Source organism: Loigolactobacillus bifermentans DSM 20003, from assembly GCF_001434575.1.
Classification (GTDB): Bacteria; Bacillota; Bacilli; order Lactobacillales; family Lactobacillaceae; genus Loigolactobacillus; species Loigolactobacillus bifermentans.
In genome coordinates this window covers 26,333-48,784 of record NZ_AZDA01000079.1, presented here as the reverse complement: position 1 = coordinate 48,784, position 22,452 = coordinate 26,333, and the positions used below count along the sequence as shown (strand labels likewise).

Genomic DNA, 22,452 nt, shown 5'->3' with positions numbered 1-22,452 from the left:
CGTTAAATTGAAGCGATTATTTGGAAGGGACTGAGGGTTTGAAACGACGACAGATTTTAGGCTATACGGCTTTAGGGGTTATTATTTTAGTCGGGTTGATTTATCCCAAACAACTGGTGGGCTTTGGCCATAGCCTGGTGGGTATTTTGCTACCATTGATTTTAGGCGCTGCACTAGCTTATATTTTAGATCTTTTGTGCAGTCGAATCGAAAAATGGTATTTTCCGAGATCACAACGCAAAATCGTGGTGAAAACGCGGCGCGTGGTGAGCTTATTACTGACCTTTTTGATCGTTATTTTGGTGATTGCGCTAATTTTACGTTTGGTACTCCCGCAATTTGGCAAAGCACTATCCGAGTTTTTTGCAGCGATGCCATTAATTGCGCAACACTTTGTGAAGTGGGTGCAACAAACAGATCAGTTGCCATTGATTCAAAAGCAACTTAGCAGTGTGACGCTGGATTGGAGCAGTATTGAATCAAAAGTGATGAAGTACTTTACCTCTGGGTTAGGCGGTATTCTCGGCTCAACGGTTACCGTGTTTAGTACGGTTGCCAAAGGGGCTTTTGACGGCGTATTAGCGTTGATTTTTGCCATTTATATGTTAAGTAGTAAAGAAAAATTATTGCGCAATATCAAGCGGGTGGGGAAGGCCTTTATCAAGCCTAGCTGGCAACGGCCTTTGCACCATGTGTTAAGCACCACGCATCAAGTTTTTAGTAGCTTTATTGTGGGACAAGTGACGGAGGCTGTAATTTTAGGCACGTTGTGTATGATCGGCATGTGGCTTTTCCGTTTTCCATATGCAGTTTCGATTGGGGCTTTTGTGGGGATGATGGCGTTGATCCCGATTTTCGGGGCCTGGATTGGCGCCGCTGTGGGCTGCCTTTTGATTGGGGTCAATGATCCCGTCAAGGCCCTGCTGTTTATCGTCTTTATTTTAGCCTTACAACAACTTGAAGGGCATTTGATCTATCCTAAAGTGGTGGGCACCTCCATTGGTCTGCCAGGGTTGTGGGTATTAGCAGCCATTACGGTTGGCAGTGGTTTAGGGGGCTTTCTAGGTATTTTACTAGGGGTTCCTGTGGTGGCTACTGGTTATCGTCTGTTAAGTCAGGCCACGACTGCCAAATTAAAATCATGATCAAACAGGTGACTGGATCATAATTACTTATTTTGGTTTGCGCACCGCACCCGGCCGATTTTAAATTTATCTGAAAAAGGAATAAAATCGGCCTCTAACGTGCGCCATAATGCAGCCTTCTCCGTTTAGCTGCAAAATAGAGTAGAACTCGAAATTCAGAGTTCTACTCTATTTTTGGCTAATACTCGAAGGCTAACCGCATTATGGCCCACCCACATTTTTTGAGGTGTATATTTCTCGAAACGCAATACCGGTGCATGGTACATTTATGTCAACGGAAAGCGCTTTTTTAGATAGAAGGGAGGGAAAAATCAGCGCCAACAGATCGGTTGGTTGACGCAGTTGTCATTCGCTAGGGAGGCGGAAAAAATGACTGAGAAAAGAGGTAATGGCCCAAAACGAAAAAAAACGCGCAAGTGGTATTGGTTAGCCGGTATTGGCGCCGCATTGTTGTGTTTGATCGTTGGTTTCGTGTTGGTATCGTCACATCAGGACCGTCAAACGGCAGCAGAGCAAGCGCGAATTGAGAAGCGCGACAGTCAAGCAAAAGCGAAGAAAGCAGCTGCGGCGAAAGCAAAGGCCGACGCGAAGGCCAAAAAGGAAGCCGAAGCAAAGGCCCGATTAGCCAAGGAAAAAGCAGCGAAAGCAAAAGCTGAATCAGAATCTTTGGCGAAGGCAAAAGCCGATGCTGAAGCGCAAAAGCAGGCTGCTGCTGACAAGCAGCGCCAAGCGGAATTAGCAGCTGCCGAATCGAAAAAGAAGGCCGCGGAACAAGCTGCTGCTAATGCCAAGGCGGAAGCGCAACGCCAAAAGGATTTAGCAGAACACGCTGAGGCCAAGCTTGCTGAGGAAGCGGCACGTTCTGAGGCAGCCGCGGAACTCGACTATGATGACGACGATGATTATGACTACTATGTTGAAGATGACATTGAGTACTATTCTGATCCAGGGGATACCGTTGACTACGATGACTATGAATAGGTTAGGCAGTGACGGAAAGGAGCCCATGTTTCCGACGTGGTGGGGTACGCCCGACGGAATGGTGATCCTCCGAAATGAAATTTTGTGACAACAAAATCTAACCTTAGATCACTGAGGAGGCCCATGATTCCGACGTGGCGGTGTTCGCCCGACGGAATGGTGATCCTCCGAAATAAAATTTTGTGATAACAAAATCTAACCATAGATCACTTAGGAGGTGCCGATCATGAACGCTAAAAAATGGGCGCTCGGGATCAGTTTAGCCCTTGTTGCACTGCTGATTGGAATTGTGATGATCACGCCAGATGAGGCTGCTGAGACCACGACACCGCGTACAGAACAGCAGGATTCAGCGAAAAAAGCATCTGAAGCCAAGGCAAAGTCGGCATCAAAGGTTAAGGCCGAGTCAGAAGCGCAGGCAGCATCAGAATCAAAACAACGCCAATTAGAGGCCGAAAAAGCAGCTAAAGCGCAAGCTGAGTCGGAATCAGTTGCCAAGGCACAGCAGGCTGCAGCGGCTCAAAAACAAGCAGCCGCCAAATCTCAGAAAAAAGCAGCCGAACAGGCTGCAGCTGCGGCGCAACAGGAAGCAGCACGCCAGAAGCAAATTGCAGATGAAAATGCGGCCGCGGCAGCTAAGGCCGAAGCAGATGCAGCGTTTGACCCTTACGATGGCAATCACGACATTTTGTACTATGAAGAAGATGGCCGGCCTGTGATTGAAAATTATGAAGACTGGCTAGGCAACAATTAACAGATGAGGAAGCGGACGTTCACCATTGGGGTAGCGTCTGTTTTTTGCCATGTTTCCGACGTGACGGTTTTCGTCCGACGGAATGGCCATCCTCCGGAAATAAGATTTTTGCGTAAGCAAAATAGTCATCAGAGATTTTAGGAGGTGCCATGTTTTCTACGAGGGAGATTGTGCCGTAGCAATGGACAACCAGTGGAAATCGGATTTTGTGAAGCAAAATAACCACAGAGTACTTAGCTGGTGCAATTAAAAACCGGTTAAAGCCAGGGCCTTAACCGGGATGATTTAGTCAAAAAAGCGTTGGTAACTGTCTGCTTGGAAACCGACATCAGGCTTCAATAAGGTGATGCCATCTGCTGCTAATTGCTTTAAATTACGTTGTACGGCTACGTTGGCCAGCATGACCGGGTGCATGGCCGGCACGACGATTTTAGGGGCTGCTGTTGCCACTAACGCGGTGGTGGCAATGTCGTCAGCGATACCGTTGGCCATTTTACCGATGATGTCGGCCGTGGCCGGTGCCACAACGGCTAATTCAGCCCAGTCGCCTAGGTCAATGTGACTTACATGTTGCACGTTGTTTTGGCCAAAGCGGTTGGTGTAAACCGGATGTTGGCTTAAAGTTTGTAAAGTTAAGGGGGTGATAAATGCCTGCGCGCCTGGTGTCATGGCCACCCGGACTTCGGCACCGGCCGCAATCAAGCCCTGAATCAATTGAGGCACTTGATGAATGTTTAAAGCGGCGCTAACGTAAAGGGCAATATGATGGTTTTTTAACATAGGATCACCTTTCTTGATCAGTAGTTACCAATTAAGTGTATCAAAAAAATTCTGTCGGTATGAAAAAAAGTCAGATTAAGTGACTTTAAATGAAAACAAACTGACAAAAGATGTAAGTAAGCGGTTGCTGAAATTAGTAGGTGTTTTAAGCAAGTTCAGAAAATCACGTGTGCTATGATAAATTTATTCCAAAAGCAACGAGGTTTTCAGTATGAAAGATCGCATTCAAACGCAAATTACGCAAACGACAAAAAAATTATTGATTCCCTATTCTTTTCAAGAACTATCCGTCACGTTGATCATGCGCACGGCGCATTTACGGCGGCAAAGTTTTTACCGTTATTTTCCAGATAAATATGCCTTGGTAACCGGCATTTATCAAACAGATCTGACCCAAGCTGTAACGGTACCGGCTGATGATGCCCATTGGCAGCAACTGGTGATGCAACTTTTAACTTATTTTGAACGAAATCGTTTCTTTTATCGGCGCGTACTGGTCGTGACGGGTCAAAATGCTTTAGCACCAATCATACAGTCAGAAATTGCAACCTTGATCCATGAGGTGCTGCTGGATCTATGCGCCCAAAATCAATTACCAGTGACAGCCGATTACATTCAATTTATTCAAATGATGTTGGCACCAGGGTTATTTGCGGAACTCCGCCGTTGGTTGTTTGATTGCCAACCACGTTCACTGCAACAAGAAGGCGACTATTTAATGACCTTTATTGGGGATACGATCCAAGGCTTGATGCAGTCAAAAACACTTGAAAACGCTATCTGATAAATGAAATCGCCTAATTTACTGAAAATGTGGTATAATTTAGCTCATTGTGTGTCTAACACAAAAAGTTGCTACAGCCAAACAAAAAAACGCTGCTCATTGCGAGTGGCGTTTTTTTGTGTTACCGGGCTAATAATAAGCTTCCGAAAATAATGAATAAACCGTTTAAATAGTGGGTTAGTTTTTCGCGTGGCAAGCGAGCAAATAACCAATTACCAGCCCCAATTGTTAGCACTAATAAAGGCAGTAAGACCAACAACAGTTTGACCACTGTCATGTTCCAAAAGCCAGCCGCTATTTGACTGCCAACCACTAATAGCCCAACGCATAGGAAGTGTGCCTGTAAAATGCCACGTAGTTGAGACACGGGCCACTGTTTAAAACTGCCGTACAAGGCAACTGGGACCCCGTGACTGTTGTAAGCACTGCCTAATGCACCAGCTATCAAGCCGGCCACATAGTCCCAACCATTGTGCTGAAAGTGTGGTTGGCGGCGGTGCTGATGAAACGCTTGCCATAATCCGTAGCCACCATTGGCCATTAAAAATAAGCCTAAGCCATGAAGCACCCAGCCCGTCGGCACGGTTTTAACCAGTAAAATCCCTAATGGGACGCCTAACAAGGAACCTGTGACCAAGCGGCGTACCACCTGAAAGTTAATCTGTTGGTGATAGCGAATGGTTGCCGGTAGTGCGACAATCAGTCCTAGCGCGCCAATCAAGGCAGTTGCGGTTGGCAGGTCAAATCCAATCAACGCTAATAACGGCATGGAGACCAGCGCTTCCCCGAAACCGACAACTGTCCGGACCAGCGCACCGAATAGGGCAATAAGCAGCACAAATACCAGTTGGCTCATTGGCAGAGCCCGCGTTCAGCGAAGATGGTGCGTAAACCATGTTGAACCGCCATCAATTGTTCATGATCGTTGACCTGGGCCAAGTGATAACCGACGAAGTAAGGTGATACCACAAAACGAGGGAGGACTTTACAGTAAACGTCTCCGTTAAGCTGGTAAAAAAAGAGATTGTAGGAGTCACACTGACCATGATAATGGCGTTGCAAGACATAGGTGATAATTGCTTGGACTGTATCTGCTAAGGCGGTTAAAGCCGTTGCTTGTTTTAAATGGACGTTGATCTCCACAAAGCCCATGACGGGTTTGGTGGAAATCGTCACCGTTAGCGCATCTGTTTCGCTAACCGGTAAGCCTTGAAAATGGGCCAGTGAAATATCGGCGTAGCCGTCAATTTGTTCAAAGCCGACGATTTGTAAATGGGGATGCCGCAAACTGCCACCAGATAAAGGCCCATAATTTTTATACATCACAACGCTTTGGTAACGGGGATCAGCTTGCAGTTGCTGCCAACATTGAAATGCAAAAGCAAATAGTTGACGGTTGTAGGCCACGGTGTAATTGGAAATGTCCCCTTGATGATCCGTTGATTCAATGATCAACGTTTGCAAGGTATTTTGCAGCGTTCGAAATTTATTCACCAGCCAGATCATATCAGTCTGTTGCAGCAACACATTGGTGAGCTGCGCGGGTGCACAAAATGGACAGGCATTTAATGGCTGCCGAATATTTTCAGGTTTATGCTTTGCCGCATTGGTTTGGAAAACCAGCGGATCCGGTAATGTGTCACGCAAAGTGAAGCCCCCTTTTTTGACTTGATGTTAACTCTTATTTTACAGCTTTGTTCAAGCAGCAACAATAGTTTAGCGCTGGGGTAAAAAAGGATAAAGCACGTTTTCATGAAAATAATTGCATTATTCTTGCAAACAATTTACTTAAATACATAACGAAAGAAAAGCATCATGTAAGCGTTGTGAAGTAACGAAACAACAAGTATAATTTTTGAGGGAAGGAGGTGACTTACATGCGCTGTGCACTCGTTGTCAGTCATTGTGTTCTGAATCAAAGTGTGGTGGTGCACGGTTTAGAACGTGCAATTGGGGCGTTTCCGTTTGTGAAGCAGATCCCGCCGCAAATTAGTTTGGTGCAATTGCCATGTCCTGAGTTTTTGCACTTAGGGGCGAATCGACCTGGTATGACGTATGCCGAATACCAAGCATTGCCAGGCTATCACGCCTATTGTCGGCAATTATTGCAACCAACGATTCAGGAATTGGTTCAATTACAAGCGGATGGGGTCCAGTTACTAGGGGTGCTAGGCATTGAGGACAGTCCTAATTGTGATTTATTGAAGCGACCAGGGGTGTTCATGTCTATTTTTGAACAGCTTTGCCAGGACAATGGCCTGGAACTGCCGAAATTAGCCGTTCCAGTGACCTATCCTGAAAATGCCGCTGCTTTTGAACAGCAATTGCAACAATTTTTGAAATCAAGCGATTAAATATGAGGAGTGATTTTTTTTGCAACATAACCAGGTGCGTTTGGTAGTTTATTGTGCACTAGCAGCCGTTTTAAACGTCGTTTTAGGGGAAACGGTGGCTGCATTACATATCCCATTATTATTTTTAGATACCATTGGGACGATTTACATGGCGGTGGAAGGCGGTATTTTATGGGGTGCCTTAACTGGCTTTGTGTCTAACTTTTTACTAATGCCGTTTGGCGGTGGCCTAATGGAATTACCCTTTGCAATCGTCAGTATTGCGGTGGCAATTGTTGTCGGTTTACTAGCGCGGCACAATGGCTTTTCCTACCGGAAGGCAATTATTGCAGGGCTGATTTTGTCTGTTGTGGCGCCAGCTATCGGTACGCCAATTCGACTTTGGCTGTACGGTGGGTTTACCGGTTCAGGCACTGACTTATTGATCTTCACGTTAAAGGCTTCCGGTAAATCTATGATCTCCTCAACGTTTATGGGGACTGTTGTGGGGAATTTCGTGGATAAGATCTTATCCTGCTTGATTGTGGCGGCGTTAGTCAATCAACCGCGGTTTAAGCGCTTTTTGATTAAGCAGCACTAGCGCTGAATTGTTCAGATTGTGAAAAATAAGATAATGGCGTAAGTCATGGTCTTATTTTTTTTGACGTTATTTTGGCGCTTTTGACGAGATTTTTTTATTAAAATTGCTAACTTTTATTGAACGAGCCTAGTATTATAAAGTTTTCATAATTTCGTTTTCATTTTAAATTGTGAAAACTGTCTGAAATCAATTTTGAAAATTAACTTGTTGAAAACATTGAATGAGAGCCAAAATGTTTTTTTTATTAACCTTCTCATAATTTAGGACAGACCGGTCAATTTGTTTTTTAATAGAACGTGTTGTCGATCAGTTACATCACTAAATGGGGGATTCAAATGGATATTATGTGGAATTTGGCCACGTTAGCGGTTGCGCTACTGGCCTGTTACGGAATTTATTTATTGCAACACAAGTCAAACTTTACGTTTGCAGCGGTAGTGGCTTTAATCATTGGGATCGTGATCGGTTTGATTTTTAAGGGCCATACCACTTATGTTGCCGTTTTAGGGACAATTTATACCAAAGTCATTTCGATGATGGTTATTCCGCTATTATTAGTGTCATTGATCAAGAGTATTTATGATATGAAATCGTTGCAGCAATTAAAGAAAATTGGGGCAAAATCAGTTTTTTGGCTATTATTCCAAACGTTATTAGCCGCTATTGTTGGGATGGCATTAGCGCTTGCTTCTGGTTTAGGGCAAGGGAGTCACTTACATATTGTGGAGAGTGTCAAAATTGCTAAGATCCCACCATTCACACAAGTCATTACGGATTTATTCTCGGATAATCTATTTAATGCCATGTCAGAAGGGCAATTGATTCCAGTCGTCTTCTTTGCCATTATTGTTGGGATCGCGGTTGTGGCGTTGTCTTCCAAGGATGCAACCCGCATGGTGACCTTTAAGCACTTCATTGATGATAGCCACGCCATTGTGTATCAATTGATTCGGGTGATCATTAAGTTCTTGCCATACTCTGTGATTTGTTTAATGGCAGACACGGTTAGTAACAGTGATCCCAAAGCGTTATTACCATTGGCATTGTTGATCGTGTTTGCTTTTGTCGGCTGTGCGTTCCACATTTACGTAACCGACAGTATTTTGCTGAAGTTTGTTGGTAAAATGTCATTGCGAAAATTCTTTAAAGGGATTATTCCAGCGCAATTAATGGCATTTTCTACTCGGAGTAGTTCTGGGACCTTGCCACTTTATGTGGAATGTTTAACCACGAAGGTTGGGGTTCCTGAAAGTGTTGCGAACTTTGTTGGGTCTTTAGGCACGACCATGGGGATGTCTGGTTGTGCCGGCGTTTGGCCACCATTGTTAGCTGTTTATACGATCCATGCAATGGGGGGCAATATTTCCATTGCCCAGGCCGTAGTGATCATTGTGCTATGCCCAATCGTCTCCTTAGGGACTGCAGGTGTGCCTGGTGGTGGCATTATGTTAGCGACCGCATTATTCGTAATTTTAGGGTTACCAGTTAGTATGATCAGTATTTTTGCCGGGATTGATGCGTTTGCTGATATGGCTCGGACAACCACGAACGTTACCAGTTCCATGGTGGCTGCAACGTTAGTTTCACAAAGTGAGAAAAAAGCAGCCGCATAGGTTTGAAAGACTTGTTGGGAAACCAGCAGGTCTTTTTTTAGGTTTGAATGATGCGTTAAGAGCCAAATACCGGCGGCTTGAGAATCGTGATGGCCAAATGTAGCACGCAATGATTGGGTTATAAAATGGTTGACACGTGCACAAACATGCACATATAATGAACGTGGTGATGCAGATGCAACATAAATATGATCCAGAGACTTGTCAACAATTAATCGAAGAAAAAATTGATCTACCGTTTTTTCGCGTGATCTGTGACCCGGTGCGCAGTAACTTGATTTTATTTTTAGCCAGTAATGGTGAAATGACGATTAGTGAGATTGCGGCGGAATTTCCACAAAATCGGTCGGTGATTTCTCGGCATTTAGACCTACTCTATCGTTATCAGGTGGTACAGCGGCGTAAAGCAGGGCGTGAAATTTACTATCAGGCCAATGCCCAAGTGGTGGCTGATAAATTTGCGGATGCAGCGGTTAATATGAAGGCTTTACTGAGCCTGCCTCATTAAGCAGGCTTTTTGAATGACTTATATGTGCATATGTGTGTACTAAAGAACACAAAGGAAGTGTCAAAATGGGGACTCAGACTAAAAAGTGGTGGGTGCTGGCTACAGTGAGTGTGGCTGTGTTTATGGCAATGTTGGACATTACCATTGTCAATGTGGCGTTACCTGATATTCAAACTGCATTTCATGTCACGTTTTCCACGTTACAATGGGTATTAAATGCTTACACACTGGTTTATGCGGTGATGTTATTACCGGTATCGAAATTAGGGGACATGATTGGTCGTAAGCCAGTCTTTTTAGGGGGACTGGTTATTTTTGCGGCAGGTTCACTGGCTAGTGGGCTGGCCGCCAGTGGCTTGTGGTTGAATATTTTCCGGGGGTTTCAAGGTATTGGTGGGGCAGCGATGATGTCACTATCGCTGACCATTGTGAATGCTGCTTTTCCAGCGCGTCAACGCGGCGTAGCACTGGGAATTTGGAGTAGCGCAGTTGGCTTGGCCGTTGCAGCTGGACCGCTGATTGGTGGGTCCTTAGTGGCGGCTTTTGGTTGGCGAAGTATTTTCTTGGTTAACTTACCCATTGGGGTGATTGCGCTATTGGCAGGTAGTCTGGTCATTCAGCGCACTGCTCGTGATCGAACCCAACACTTGGATCTACCGGGCTTACTGTTAAGTGCAGTGTTGATTTTTGGGATTATTTTAGGATTGATCCAAAAAGAAAATCATAGTGCCGATTCGTGGTTGGCTTGGCGGGTCAGTGGTTGGTTTGCTTTGGCGTTGGTTGCGTTGGTGCTTTTTATCGTCGTGGAACGACGGCGGTCACAACCGATGGTAAAATTAGCCTTATTTAAATCGCGCAGTTTTGTTGGGGCTAACTTAGCGGCCTTTACATTAGGGGCTGGTTTGTACGGTGGTTTTACTTACCTGATTATTTTAATGCAAAACTATATGGGCTATTCTGAGTTTGATACGGGGTTACGCATGTTGTTGATCAGTGCTTTTGCGTTGGTTGTGGGGCCTTTAGCTGGGATTTTAGCAGGTAAATTTGGCAATCGGTGGTTAATTACCATTGCCTTATTGCTAGGCGCAGCAGGGGTGCTCACCATGGCGTATCAAATTAAAGTACCGTTTAAGTGGGCGATGTTGGTACCTGGTTTTATTTTATTAGGGTTGAGCAACGCTTTAGTTAGTCCACCGATTTCGAATGCCGTGATGGGAAGTGTTCCAGCAGCCGATTCAGGGATGGCATCGGGTATTTTGAATGTTTGCCGACAATTTGGGATTTCCTTTGGAGTCGTGATCCTAGGGATTCGTGTGAGTGCTGGGTATCGGGACGCGCTACCGCACCAACTCGCCCAGGTGGCAGGCTTACCAGCCACAATGTTAGCGCCAATCAAGCATTTATTGTTGCAAGCTGGGGCTTTTGTTGGTCAAGGGTTGTTTACCAGTCGGCAAGCCCAAGCCTTTGCCCAGCAACCCTTCTTTGCTGGGGTAAAGCGAGCTGTTGCAACTGCTTTCCAGGCCGGGATGCAAAATAGTTTGTGGCTCATTGCCATTCTGTTGACGCTAGGCGCTTTGGCCAGTGCAGTATTGATTCGTGATCAGAACACACGTTAATAAAACAGCAAAAAACGTTGCCGCTTTCGAAAAAGGGGCAACGTTTTTTGCTGTCATTATTTGGCATCATAAGCATTTTGGAACAATTGAACGATCTGCTGACGGGTGGCTTTCCGTGGATTGGAGAAGGCATTCCCATCTTTTAAGGCGTTTGTGGCCATCATTTCAAAGTCTTCAGGTTTTGCGCCAATCGCCTGGATACTGTGCGGAATGCCCACATCATCGGCCAGTTGCCGCATGGCTTTAATGGCCAGTTCGGCGGCATCACGCGTGGATAAGCCGGCTACATTTTCACCCATGGCTTTGGCAAGATCGACAAAGCGTTCTGGGCAAGCAATCAGGTTGAATTCCTCAACCGTTGGTAGCAGTAAGGCACAGCAGACACCATGTGGGGCATCATATTGGCCGCCTAATTGGTGCGCCATGGCGTGAACGTAACCGAGGTCGGCATTGTTAAACGCCATACCAGCGAGCATTTCAGCTTCTGCCATTTCAGTTCGTGCTTGCACGTTATGCCCATCAGCAACAGCAGTGCGCAATGAATGTTCAATTAATTTAATGGCTTGTAAACATTGCCCATCGGTGATCGGATTACGGTTCGTGGAAATGTAAGGCTCAATGGCTTGAACAAAGGCGTCCATCCCCGTAGCAGCGGTCATCCGTGGTGGCACATCCAACATGAGCAAAGGATCGTTAAAGGAAACCGTGGGCATGTTGCGCCAGGACACGATGACAAATTTTAAGTGTGTGGCTTCATTGGTGATCACACAATGCCGTGTCAGTTCTGAACCAGTTCCAGCAGTGGTGTTTACGGCCAATAGGGTTGGTAGCGGGTTGGTTAATTTTTCGATCCCCGCAAATTGACTAATATCAGAGCCATTGGTGAGTAAGATCCCGGTGCCTTTCCCGGTATCATGTGCTGAACCGCCGCCGATGGTGATCAAACTGTCACAGCTTGCAGCGCGGTATAATTTACTAGCTGCTTGAATATTGTGGATCTTAGGGTTCGGTTCGACCCCATCGTAAACGGTATAAGGAATACCAGCAGCTGTTAGGGACGCAATCGTCTGTGCCACAGGACCTTGGGGCATTTTCTCGAGAAATTGATCGGTAATGATCAATGGATGTTGACATTTCAGCATTTTAGCACGTTCACCGATTTTTTGAATGACACCAGCGCCGAAAAAGTTCACGCTAGGCATTAAGAAATCAAAATTTGTTTTCATGACCAGGACTTCCTTTCCTTAATGACAAGTCCTATCTTAATCACTTAGCTGCGCGCAAAAAAGGGACAATCCACTTGCGATTGTCCCGGTGCTTCTACTTGACGTTAACGGTGGCCGTTGAGCAAGGTAAGGAGCCCAGTGACGACAAGTAGTACTAACAGGGCACTACCCAGCCAGCCTAAGGCTAAAATACCCCACTGTTGCGCGACTTGTTGTAAGGTGCCTCCAAAACCCAGTAAGGCGCCAAGCCAGCTGAAGCCGTACAACCCGATCAGCAAGGTGACCACGCCAGCACTGGCGTTTTGGTAGTCAGCAGGGCTTAAGTCGAAGCCACCAATGGCAATTTGCAACGTCAGCAGTAGCCAAATTCCCCAGCGCCCCCAATGGGTTGGTAACAGGGTACTGGGTGCAGTCGCACCTGTGAGCAAGTGTTGCTCAAATTGGGCCAATTCAGGCCACCCAAAATGCGTGATCAGCCACAGCACCAGCGTGCCACCGAATAAAGGGGCTAGCCCAATAAAGACGTTACCAGCTTTAGACCACCAATTATTTTTACCTTGGTGGACCACGTAACCTAGCGCCTGTCCTTCAGCTTGGGGGTTAAGCTTCCAAGGCGGAACCAGGAGTTGAAAATCAACAATCTGATGGCCAAAAAGGAGGGCCACTAGCAAGTGACTGAGCTCGTGGAGCATGACGCCAAGGCCGCCACCGTAAATTTGCGCCTGCCAGCCGAATAAGGTGACAATCAATTTTTTACATTGATGACTGAGGCCGGCTAAGAGCAGACCGCCCAGTAAGGGCAAGCCCAGACCGTAGCCTAACCAGGCCAGCCAAATGTGATTGGCAGTTTGAAATGCTGTTTGCATTGAATACCTTCTTTATGCTTAAAAAAGCGTTGGCAAAAAATGTCAACGCCTGCGTTTTATTTAGTTGATCAAACAACAGTGATGAAAATGAATCGCTAAGCCACATAAAATTAAAAGCACAGCCACTACGCCAATCAAGCGCCGGTGCCAGCGCGCAAAATGTTGACAGTGTGTTAAACGCAATAAGTCGAGTACCCCGAGTGTTGTCAGAAATAATGCCACGACGATCAGCTGCATGGCATCAGCCCCCTCAAAAAACCTTACCGACAGACGATCTTTAAGGTTAGTATACCTTGATAGGGGCTGGAAAGGTGTTAAAACGCTTGGTTAGCGTGGGTGACGACGGGTTGGCAATGCGCTGTGTTCTAACCGAAATTCACGTTTAGCAGGCACTAATTCATGGTGATTCACTTGTAATTGTTGTAAAAATTCTTTAAAGGTGACCGGGCTTACAAAGCGGCGGCGTTCCCAAAATTCGTTCAGTTTTTTTTCAGACTGTTCCAGATTTTCCAACAGGATCTCACGTTGTTCCGGATCATTGTCGGCCCGGCGTAAAACAGTTTGAAGGGGTTCCCATTGCGGCTTGCGCAGGTCTTCAGTGATAGCCACTAATTTGATTAATTGTTTCAAAGGCTTTTCAGGAAGCCCCTGTTGCGCTAAATTATGAATATAGTTGATCATCCGCACCCGTTTGGGATGTTCTTTTAAGTAGCTGAGGTATTGCATGTATTGGACAAAGGTTAAGGCTAACAATAAAAAGTCAACAACTGCGACAGCCATGATCCGAATGGAAAAGGCCAGCGTGTGCGGCAATAGATCCGCAATAAAAAGGCTTAATAGGCCGACTATAAGGGTTAACGCCAGAAAAATCACTAAATTAGGCCATAAATAAGGCTGGCGTAGCTTTTTAATGATTTGGGTACTGGACTGTTCATAGTTGACTTGCACGTTGTTAGCTCCTTTGCTGGATCAATTCAACAACCGATTCAATTGGTTGTCTTCAAAAGAGTATATACCAAAAGGTAACTTTGCGCCAAATCGGATTTTTACGGGTTTTTAAGCAAATTCTCACGGGAACTTGGTATTTTTAAAGCGAAGCTAGGAAATTGAGGCAATTTTTTATGAAAAACTTAAATTATCGGGTTCAAGCGCTGACACAGCGGCCAACGCTAGCACAGTTATGTGCCTTAGGCGCTCAGTATGACCCGTTTTATATGGGTGAAATGCCCAATGGTGACTGTTATGTGGCTTATGGGCAAATTGCAGATTTTAAGCCGCAACAAGGTGATCTCACCACATTGACCCAATGGCAACAACAATTAAAGCAACAATTTCAACAACCAGAAATCGAAGTAGTCGGTGCTGGCGGTTTTCAAACCACGGATCAGCGGGCCAGCGTTTGGGGACCGCTGACCACCGGTTACTTTTTCGTGCCACAGTTTTTAGTCCATTTAACGGCAACGCAGGCGATTTATCAAGGCCCTGCTGATCAGCAAGCTTGGTTTGAACAGCAGTTGGCCCAACAAGTGGCCTTACCTGCACAACGGTTACAAGCGGTGCAAACCCATGCGTTGGCAGCACAACACTGGCAACAAGGCGTCACTGCAACGGTTGCCCGGTTGCAACAACACCAGCAGCAAAAAGTCGTTTTAGCACGGGTGTTAGCCGTTACCGCGGGTCAGGCTTGGCAACCGGTACAAGTGTGGCAAACATTACGGCAGCAACAGCCGCAAACGTACCACTTTTTATTACGCTATCAAGACCGAACGTTTATCAGCGCCACACCAGAGCGTTTAGTGGCCCGTCAAGGCGATCAAGTCACCACTGCAGCCATTGCCGGCACGATTCGGCGTGGGGTGACGCCTGAGCAAGATCAAACGCTGGGGGCGCAATTGCTAAATGATGCTAAAAATCGACAGGAACAGGCCTATGTGGTACAAGCGATTACGCAGGCTTTACGTCAGTTAGGGTTAACCGTTCATTATGACCAACAACCGCAATTATTGAAAAATCCGCAAGTTCAGCATTTATGGACGCCGATCACAGGCAATGGCGTGGTGACATTAGGTGCGTTATTGGCCAGCTTGCACCCAACCCCTGCGTTAGGCGGATTGCCAAAGGTGGCAGCCTTGCAGCAGATTCGGCAAGTGGAGCCACAGCAGCGCGGCTTATTTGGGGCACCAATCGGTCATTTTAATTTAGCCGGCGATGGTGAGTTTGCAGTGGGCATTCGGTCTGGTTTACTGCAAGGTCAGCAGGCTTGGTTATTTGCAGGCGCCGGGATCGTTGTGGGCTCGCAAGCACCACAAGAATTTCAGGAAACAGCGTTGAAATTTCAACCGATGTTACAAGCCTTGAAAGGGGACGCAAAATGAATGCACAAACCAATGTAACGGCGCGCGTGGATCAGATTTTAGGCGCGTTTATGGCGCAACAAGGTCGGGTGGTGGTGCTGGCACCTGGCTCACGGTCAACACCAGTGGCGTTGCGTGTGGCCCAGTTGGCACAGGCCAAACAATTAGAATTGTATGTAGACGTAGATGAACGGTCAGCTGGCTTTTTTGCCTTAGGTTTGGCGAAGACCCGTCAGCAACCAGTGTTGTTAGTCTGTACATCAGGGACGGCTGCTGCGAACTTTTATCCAGCGATTTGTGAAGCGAAGATCAGTGAAGTGCCATTACTTGTGCTGACCACCGATCGACCACCGGAATTAACCAAGATTGGCGCCCCACAAGCGTTAGATCAAGATCATTTTTATGGGCAACAAGTGAAAGCATTTTGGCAATTACCGTTGCCCAGTGAACTTGCCGCAGAAGGTGACTACACCAATATGGTGGTACAACGGAGTGTTCAAACGGCGCTAACACCGCCGCAAGGGCCGATCCAACTGAATTTGCCCTTGCGTAAACCCTTGATGCCAGACTTGGCTTTGCCGTTTCAACCAGTTGCCTCATTACAGCAAGTGACGACGACACAAACCTTGGCAGCTCAGGCGCTAACGGGCCTACAAGGCAAACGGGTTTTAGTGATTGTCGGCCCCCATGACACAACATCAGCCTTAACGGATTTTGCGGCCGCGGCTCAGCGGTTAGGGTGGCCGATTTGGACGGATCCTTTAAGCCAATTACGTGGGGCAGCGGCAACAATTGGTCAAGCTGATTTGATGCTCAAGGCGGCCCAAGGTACACTGCCAACGGCGCTCCAACCGGAAGTGATTTTACGGTTAGGCGGAACGCTGGTGTCAGCGGCGATTTCAGATTGGCTGCAAGCACAAACATGTCCTATTTATCAGGTGGTGATGCATGCCGATTGGCCCGACCACACGTTAAGTACTACCGTCTTGCTGCAAAGCACGTTGCCGGCTTTGGTTCCACAATTGGCAGCATTGACACCGGCGCCAGCAACTTGGTGGGCGCACTGGCAAGCGATTAGCGCGATTTTAGCTGCGGCGCTACCGGCACCAACAACTCGCGCAACTTTAACGGAAGTTGGGGTGCCACAAGTGTTAGCGCGCACGTTGCCGGCGAATGCGGATATTTTTATCAGCAATTCTATGCCGATTCGGGATATGGACGACTTTTATCAGCCTGCAACAGCAACCCAACGTCTGTTTTGCAATCGTGGGGCCAACGGCATTGACGGGATCGTTTCTACGGCGCTGGGGATGAGTACCAATTCGCGACCGCATTATTTGGTGACCGGTGATTTGGCATTATTCCACGACTTAAACGGACTCATGCTGACCCAACGCTATTCGTTGCAATTAACGGTGATCTTACTTAACAATCAAGGCGGCGGTATTTTCTCATTTTTACCGCAACATGATGAACCCGCTTATTTTGAAACGGTTTTCGGAACGCCGCAAACGTTAGACTGGGCCCAAGTGGCCGCACTTTATCATGGTCGCTATCAACAGGCCACCACATCGGCTGCTTTAGTGGCGGCTTTGGCGCAGCCTGTTCAAGGCTTACAGTTGATTGAAGTGCCAACCCAGCGTGAGGCAAATGTGGCACAGCATGCAGCCGCAGTTGCTCAGATTCAGCGTGCATTACAAGAAAGTGGGTGGTTTTAATGGTTAAAGCACCACAACATTGGGTCTTTTTTCACGGTTTTATGGGCAGTCAGCGGGAATTTGCCCACCTGGCTATGACCTTACCTGGCCAAACGACTTGTGTCACGTTAGTCGGACACGGGGACCATCCGGCAACGGACCCGGCGGCCTATAACATGTGGACACAAACGGAGACTTGGGCCCGGTGGTTGCGGGAACAGCCTGCACCGGTGACCTTAGTGGGTTATTCTATGGGCGGGCGCTTAGCGTTGGGATTGGCTTTGCGCTATCCAGAATTCGTGCAGCATTTGGTATTGGAAAGTAGTTCCCCAGGCTTGGCCAGTGTGGCAGCGCAAGCTCAGCGGCAAGCCCATGATCAGGCCTTAGCCCAGCAGCTGTTAGCAAATGGGTTACCAGCCTTTGCGCAAGCGTGGGCTCGGCTGCCTTTATTTGCCAGTCAACAACGGCTGCCCCTTACCCAACAACACCGGATTCAACAGCAACGCCAGCAACATAAGCCAGTGGGCCTGGTGAATAGTTTGCGTTATTTTGGCACTGGCCAGCAGCCGAACTTATGGCCAGCGTTGCCTTATTTAACCGTGCCGACAACGCTGATCGTTGGGGCATTAGACCCGAAGTTCCAGCAGATCAGTCAACAAATGGCAGCTTTATTGCCTCAGGCAAAGCGCTTTGTGGTGCCAGCTGCCGGACATAATGTGCACTTGGAACAACCAGCGGCTTATCAAGCCATTTTAGAGGCACAAACCGGATGGAACTAACAGCAGTGCGGTTGTTGCCTGTGACCTTGCAATTGAAACGACCGTTTCGTTCGGCCCATGAAACGGTGCAAACTCGCGGGATCACCTTGGTGCAAGTGGTTGACGAAATGGGCCATCAAGGGCTTGGTGAATTAGAAAGTTTTGACACACCATATTATGTGGCAGAGACCCAAGCCACCAGTCGTGCGATTTTGACCCAAACGTTGATTCCAGCGCTAAAAGGGCAATCGTTTACCACACCACAGGCGGTGCAGTCGTTTTGGACTGCGGTAACTGGGTTTCAAATGGCGCAGGCGGCTTTGGAAACGGCCATCTGGGATTTGTGGGCCCAGCGCCAAGGCCAGTCATTGGCGGCTTGTTTGGCAGTTGAATTAAATTGTCAGCCGCAAGCGCAAATCTCAGTTGGCATCAGTTTAGGCGCCAGTGGCACACCACAGGCCACTGTGGCGCAGGTGACCACAGCGGTCCAGCAAGGCTATCGCCGGATTAAGTTGAAGGTCACCCAGTCGGCTGACTTGGCGCGAGTTCAGGCCGTGCGTCAGGCTTTTCCCAAACTGCAATTGTTGGTGGATGCTAATTCAGCATTTACAACAGCAGATCTCCCCTTTTTACAGCAATTGGATCAATTAGACCTTGCGTTGATCGAAGAACCGCTACCAGCTACGGATCTAGTGGGCAAACAATGGTTGCAGCAACGGCTACACACACCGATTTGTTTAGATGAAAGTGTGGCCACGCTAGCTGATTTGGAAACGGCCAATGCATTAGGGGCGGGGCAAGTCCTGAATTTAAAACTCGCCCGAGTTGGGGGACTAGGACCAGCCTTAGCGATGATTCGTTGGGCGAAGCAACATCATTGGCCGCTTTGGTGTGGCGGTATGTTAGAAGGTGGCATTGGTCGCGCAACAGCCTTGGCGTTGGCCAGCTTACCAGTTTTTCAGTTGCCATCTGATTTGGCAGCCAGTGCGCACTATTATCAGCGGGATCTGTTAACCACTGACTTTCAACTCATTGGCGGGCGCTTAACCGTGCCCACCGGTGTTGGTTTAGGGGTGCACTTAACGCCACGATTACAACAACGTTTGACGCAACAACCAAATATCTTGGTATGATTTTAATTTTTCTTAGGCTTTGTTTGTTACAATGAAGACCATAGGGTGTGACTGATTGTAAAAAAGCAGGCGTGCGGCGCTTCCCCTATCATAAACGGCTGATTTAAATCAGGCCAGTTCGAATTGAAATGAGGGATTTTCGTGAAAATTTTAGTTGTTGACGACGATCAAGATATTGTTGAATTACTCAGTATTTATATTAAAAATGAAGGCTATGAACCCATCAAAGCTTATGATGGCAAAGAAGCGATGACCAAATTAGCCACCAATCCAGATACAGCGTTAATGATCTTGGACATTATGATGCCGAATATGGATGGGATGGAAGTGGTTCGTGAGGTGCGTAAAGATTCGCAGATCCCAGTGTTAATGTTGTCGGCTAAAACTACCGATATGGATAAAATCAAGGGTTTGATCAGCGGGGCCGATGACTATGTGTCCAAGCCATTTAACCCATTAGAAGTCATGGCGCGGGTGAAGTCGTTATTGCGGCGGAGCCAACATCAAGTTACCAACGATACACCTGACGTGTTAGAGGTCGGCCCACTGGTGATCAAAAAAGACTCTCATGAAGTGACCACGTTAACCGGCCAACAAATTCAGCTAACAGCATTGGAATTCGGCATTTTGTACTTATTAGCCAGTCATCCTAATCGGGTTTACTCAGCTGATGAGATTTTCGAACGGGTTTGGCAACAAGAAAGTATCGTTTCGGCGAAAACTGTCATGGTACACGTGAGTCATTTGCGGGACAAAATCGAAGAAGCAACGAATGGCGAAAAAGTGATTCAAACGGTTTGGGGCGTCGGTTATAAAGTTGAGGTTCATTAGTCAGTTGAGGGGGCAGCGCGTTGAAGTTAACTGGGCGTGAAAAAAGTGCGCTATTAATGGAAGGCATTACCACTTTCATTTTATTATTACTGTTGAATCTATCGATTATCGTGTTGGCCAATCAAGCGATTCACACCAACCAAGCGTTAAGCGACGCGATTTTTCAAATCAAAAAGGCGGTCACATTAGGCCCGAATAACTTTCATTTAATGAGTTGGCAGCGGGTGTTCACGGTGATGATGTTGGTGTTCGATGCCTTGGTGATCTACTGGCGCTTGATTCGCCGGTATCACCAAATGCAGTTAAGCCATGTGATCGCAGAATTGCACTATATTGCGGATGGTCACTTTGAACATCGCATTCCGTTTACGTTACGCGGCGATTTGCAACGGGTGATTCTCAGCATTAATGCGCTGGTGGATTCGACGGTTCAGTCTATGGCGGAAGAACGGCGAATCGAAAACTCTAAGGACGAGCTGATCACCAATGTGAGTCATGATTTGCGCACACCACTGACCTCGATTATTGGGTACTTAGGTTTAATTGAAAATAAGCAGTATCAAAAGCCAGAACAGGTGTTAAAGTACACGCATACAGCTTACGATAAGGCCAAACAAATGCAAGTTTTGGTCGAGGATCTGTTTGAGTACACCAAAATGCGGCAAACGTCCACACCGTTATCCATTCATCAAATTGATATGGGGCAAATGTTGGATCAGCTTGCTGCTAGTTTTGAACTAGAAGCCGAGAAAAAGCAAATTCAAATTTCAGTGAAAACCGAACCTGTGCCTTTAATGATGGACGCTGATGCGGAGAAGTTAAGTCGGGTATTTAATAACCTGATCAGTAATGCCTTGAAATACGGCAAAGGTGCTTCTACGATTTGGCTACGGGCGCGGCAACACGGCCCTGAAGTGGTGATCCAAGTGGCCAATAATGGGACACCGATTCCCAATGCAGCGTTACATCAGTTGTTTGATCGATTCTACCGGGTGGAAGAATCGCGGAATACGGCAACAGGTGGGACAGGTTTAGGATTGGCCATTGCGCAAAGTATTGTGCAACGCCACGGCGGGGATATTTATGCCCGCTCAAATGCCAAGCGGACGGCTTTTATCATGCATTTACCGGTCCAACAAGGCCAAAAGCTGAAACCGCAGGAAAAGGAGAAAAAATGAAAAACGTCAAACGAGTGGTGCTGAGTTTTTTGGTGGTGTTTGGCCTTGTTGCCAGTAGCATGCAGGCCATGACGGTTCAAGCCGCCACGACTTCACCGCAAGTCGATGCGAAAGCAGGGTTGGCAGTTGATGCGAATTCTGGTCAGATCTTGTATCAACAAAATGCCAATCAGGTCCTGCCCATTGGCTCGATGACCAAGCTGATCACGGTTTATTTAACCTTACAAGCGATTCAGCAAGGTAAGTTACATTGGCAATCCAAGGTGAAGGTTACAGATCAAGCCTATCAGTTAACGAAAAATACAGAATTGACCAATGTGCCATTGGCCCAAAATGGCGAATACACCATTAAAACGTTGTATCAAGCGGCGCTGATCTCATCAGCGAATTCTGCTGCCATTTTGCTAGGGGATGCCTTTGCCGGCAATCAAACCAAAGCAGTGGATCAAATGCGGGCGTTGTTGAAAAAATGGGGTATTCAAGATGCGACGATTGTTAACACATCAGGCCTGAATAATGAAGACCTGGAAGGGCATATTTACCCTGGTTCGGGTGAAAAAGCAGAAAATAAAATGACGGCGGAAGATATGGCGATTGTAGCCCGTCATTTGATCGATGATTTTCCACAAGTCTTACAAACAACGAAACTCACCAAGGCGACTTTTAAGGCCACTGCTACCACAACCAGTGACATGACCACTTGGAACTACATGTTACCAGGCCAGCAAGCTGCCGTTTCTGACTTGCCAGTAGACGGGTTGAAAACAGGCACGACCGATGCAGCAGGTGCTTGCTTTACTGGGACAGTGACTAAAAATGGGGCGCGGCTGATCACGGTGGTGATGCATGCCAATCAAGGTGACGATGATGCCAATGCGCGTTTCACAGAAACCGCAAAAATCATGCATGCCGTGTATCAACAAAACCAACAAGTCACTTTAAAACCCAAAGCAACCGTGAAAATCAAGACAGGTCAAACAACAACGACCACTGCTAAAACCAAGCAGGCGCTGACCTATTGGGTGCCAAAAGGGCAAAAGGCCACTTATAAATTGCGTCTTAAAACCACTTTGGCGGCACCGACTAAGGCACAAACCAAAGCCGGTGTGGCAGAAGTTACCTTACCAGCGCAAACACGTCAATTTTTAAAAGGGTCAACAGGCACGAAGGTACCGGTATACACGCAAAAGGCTGTTAAAAAGGCGTCTATCGGTCAGCAAATTAACCGATTATGGCAGCATTTGTTTTAAAAAAATCAGACAAAATCAAAAAGAACCACTCGGAAAAATTCCGG

The 22,452-nt window shown here is 47.0% G+C and carries 23 protein-coding genes; 16 read left to right on the top strand and 7 right to left on the bottom strand.

The window, feature by feature from the left end:
- Window positions 1-38: 38 nt before the first annotated feature.
- From FC07_RS08780 to FC07_RS08770, 3 genes are all read left to right on the top strand, one after another.
- Window positions 39-1,145, top strand: a complete 1,107-nt coding sequence (locus FC07_RS08780; protein WP_057904730.1) for an AI-2E family transporter — start codon at window positions 39-41, stop codon at window positions 1,143-1,145.
- Window positions 1,146-1,514: 369 nt separating this feature from the next.
- On the top strand, window positions 1,515-2,126 hold the full coding sequence (locus FC07_RS08775) for a hypothetical protein (protein WP_057904729.1): 612 nt from the start codon (window positions 1,515-1,517) through the stop codon (window positions 2,124-2,126).
- Window positions 2,127-2,352: 226 nt separating this feature from the next.
- Window positions 2,353-2,880: a hypothetical protein gene (locus FC07_RS08770; RefSeq protein WP_057904728.1), complete on the top strand. Its 528-nt coding sequence runs from the start codon at window positions 2,353-2,355 to the stop codon at window positions 2,878-2,880.
- A 285-nt stretch (window positions 2,881-3,165) separates the two neighbouring features.
- On the opposite strand, the gene FC07_RS08765 is transcribed toward FC07_RS08770, so the two are convergent.
- Window positions 3,166-3,660, bottom strand: a complete 495-nt coding sequence (locus FC07_RS08765) for a flavoprotein (protein WP_057904727.1) — start codon at window positions 3,658-3,660, stop codon at window positions 3,166-3,168.
- A 211-nt stretch (window positions 3,661-3,871) separates the two neighbouring features.
- Here FC07_RS08765 and FC07_RS08760 point away from each other — a divergent pair, with 211 nt between their 5' ends.
- Window positions 3,872-4,444 carry a TetR/AcrR family transcriptional regulator C-terminal domain-containing protein gene (locus FC07_RS08760; protein ID WP_057904726.1) on the top strand — a complete coding sequence of 191 codons (573 nt, stop codon included), beginning with the start codon at window positions 3,872-3,874 and terminating at the stop codon, window positions 4,442-4,444.
- A 121-nt stretch (window positions 4,445-4,565) separates the two neighbouring features.
- Here FC07_RS08760 and FC07_RS08755 read toward each other — a convergent pair whose 3' ends face one another.
- A complete protein-coding gene (locus FC07_RS08755) occupies window positions 4,566-5,300 on the bottom strand; it encodes a sulfite exporter TauE/SafE family protein (RefSeq protein WP_057904725.1) in 735 nt (244 codons plus the stop codon).
- Window positions 5,297-6,091: a DUF4931 domain-containing protein gene (locus FC07_RS08750; protein ID WP_057904724.1), complete on the bottom strand. Its 795-nt coding sequence runs from the start codon at window positions 6,089-6,091 to the stop codon at window positions 5,297-5,299. Before FC07_RS08750 ends, FC07_RS08755 begins: the two co-directional genes overlap by 4 nt.
- Window positions 6,092-6,321: 230 nt before the next feature.
- Between FC07_RS08750 and FC07_RS08745 the strand changes: the two genes are divergently transcribed.
- The 5 genes from FC07_RS08745 to FC07_RS08725 all read left to right on the top strand — a co-directional run bounded on the left by FC07_RS08745 (window position 6,322) and on the right by FC07_RS08725 (window position 11,115).
- Complete coding sequence (locus FC07_RS08745; RefSeq protein WP_057904723.1) at window positions 6,322-6,798, top strand: hypothetical protein; 477 nt, start codon at window positions 6,322-6,324, stop codon at window positions 6,796-6,798.
- A gap of 19 nt (window positions 6,799-6,817) precedes the next feature.
- On the top strand, window positions 6,818-7,378 hold the full coding sequence (locus tag FC07_RS08740) for a CD3073 family putative ECF transporter S component (protein ID WP_057904722.1): 561 nt from the start codon (window positions 6,818-6,820) through the stop codon (window positions 7,376-7,378).
- Window positions 7,379-7,713: 335 nt separating this feature from the next.
- Entirely contained in the window at window positions 7,714-8,991 is a 1,278-nt protein-coding gene (locus FC07_RS08735) for a dicarboxylate/amino acid:cation symporter (protein WP_057904721.1), read from the top strand.
- Between the two features lie 175 nt (window positions 8,992-9,166).
- Window positions 9,167-9,499, top strand: coding sequence for an ArsR/SmtB family transcription factor (locus FC07_RS08730; protein ID WP_057904754.1), 333 nt, complete (start codon window positions 9,167-9,169; stop codon window positions 9,497-9,499).
- A gap of 65 nt (window positions 9,500-9,564) precedes the next feature.
- Window positions 9,565-11,115: an MFS transporter gene (locus FC07_RS08725; RefSeq protein WP_057904720.1), complete on the top strand. Its 1,551-nt coding sequence runs from the start codon at window positions 9,565-9,567 to the stop codon at window positions 11,113-11,115.
- A gap of 56 nt (window positions 11,116-11,171) precedes the next feature.
- Here the strand turns inward: FC07_RS08725 and FC07_RS08720 are convergent, their stop codons facing one another.
- The 4 genes from FC07_RS08720 to FC07_RS08710 form a co-directional block, all read right to left on the bottom strand.
- Entirely contained in the window at window positions 11,172-12,341 is a 1,170-nt protein-coding gene (locus tag FC07_RS08720; RefSeq protein WP_057904719.1) for an iron-containing alcohol dehydrogenase, read from the bottom strand.
- A gap of 104 nt (window positions 12,342-12,445) precedes the next feature.
- Entirely contained in the window at window positions 12,446-13,207 is a 762-nt protein-coding gene (locus tag FC07_RS08715; RefSeq protein WP_057904718.1) for a hypothetical protein, read from the bottom strand.
- Between the two features lie 60 nt (window positions 13,208-13,267).
- The gene (locus FC07_RS15885) at window positions 13,268-13,444 is read right to left on the bottom strand and encodes a hypothetical protein (RefSeq protein ID WP_155797791.1); all 177 of its coding nucleotides are present in this window, start codon (window positions 13,442-13,444) and stop codon (window positions 13,268-13,270) included.
- Between the two features lie 90 nt (window positions 13,445-13,534).
- Window positions 13,535-14,155 carry a hypothetical protein gene (locus tag FC07_RS08710; RefSeq protein ID WP_057904717.1) on the bottom strand — a complete coding sequence of 207 codons (621 nt, stop codon included), beginning with the start codon at window positions 14,153-14,155 and terminating at the stop codon, window positions 13,535-13,537.
- 173 nt (window positions 14,156-14,328) lie between these two features.
- Between FC07_RS08710 and FC07_RS08705 the strand changes: the two genes are divergently transcribed.
- The 7 genes from FC07_RS08705 (at window position 14,329) to FC07_RS08675 (ending at window position 22,408) form a co-directional block, all read left to right on the top strand.
- Window positions 14,329-15,582 carry an isochorismate synthase gene (locus FC07_RS08705; protein ID WP_057904716.1) on the top strand — a complete coding sequence of 418 codons (1,254 nt, stop codon included), beginning with the start codon at window positions 14,329-14,331 and terminating at the stop codon, window positions 15,580-15,582.
- Complete coding sequence (gene menD, locus FC07_RS08700) at window positions 15,579-17,279, top strand: 2-succinyl-5-enolpyruvyl-6-hydroxy-3-cyclohexene-1-carboxylic-acid synthase (protein ID WP_057904715.1); 1,701 nt, start codon at window positions 15,579-15,581, stop codon at window positions 17,277-17,279. The genes FC07_RS08705 and menD overlap by 4 nt, the downstream gene beginning before the upstream one ends.
- Window positions 17,279-18,037 carry a 2-succinyl-6-hydroxy-2,4-cyclohexadiene-1-carboxylate synthase gene (gene menH, locus FC07_RS08695; RefSeq protein WP_057904714.1) on the top strand — a complete coding sequence of 253 codons (759 nt, stop codon included), beginning with the start codon at window positions 17,279-17,281 and terminating at the stop codon, window positions 18,035-18,037. Before menD ends, menH begins: the two co-directional genes overlap by 1 nt.
- Window positions 18,028-19,149: an o-succinylbenzoate synthase gene (gene menC, locus FC07_RS08690; protein ID WP_057904713.1), complete on the top strand. Its 1,122-nt coding sequence runs from the start codon at window positions 18,028-18,030 to the stop codon at window positions 19,147-19,149. Before menH ends, menC begins: the two co-directional genes overlap by 10 nt.
- A 141-nt stretch (window positions 19,150-19,290) precedes the next feature.
- Entirely contained in the window at window positions 19,291-19,980 is a 690-nt protein-coding gene (gene croR, locus FC07_RS08685) for a response regulator transcription factor CroR (protein ID WP_057904712.1), read from the top strand.
- 20 nt (window positions 19,981-20,000) lie between these two features.
- Window positions 20,001-21,158: a sensor histidine kinase gene (locus FC07_RS08680; protein WP_057904711.1), complete on the top strand. Its 1,158-nt coding sequence runs from the start codon at window positions 20,001-20,003 to the stop codon at window positions 21,156-21,158.
- Window positions 21,155-22,408: a serine hydrolase gene (locus FC07_RS08675; RefSeq protein ID WP_057904710.1), complete on the top strand. Its 1,254-nt coding sequence runs from the start codon at window positions 21,155-21,157 to the stop codon at window positions 22,406-22,408. The genes FC07_RS08680 and FC07_RS08675 overlap by 4 nt, the downstream gene beginning before the upstream one ends.
- Window positions 22,409-22,452: the final 44 nt, after the last annotated feature.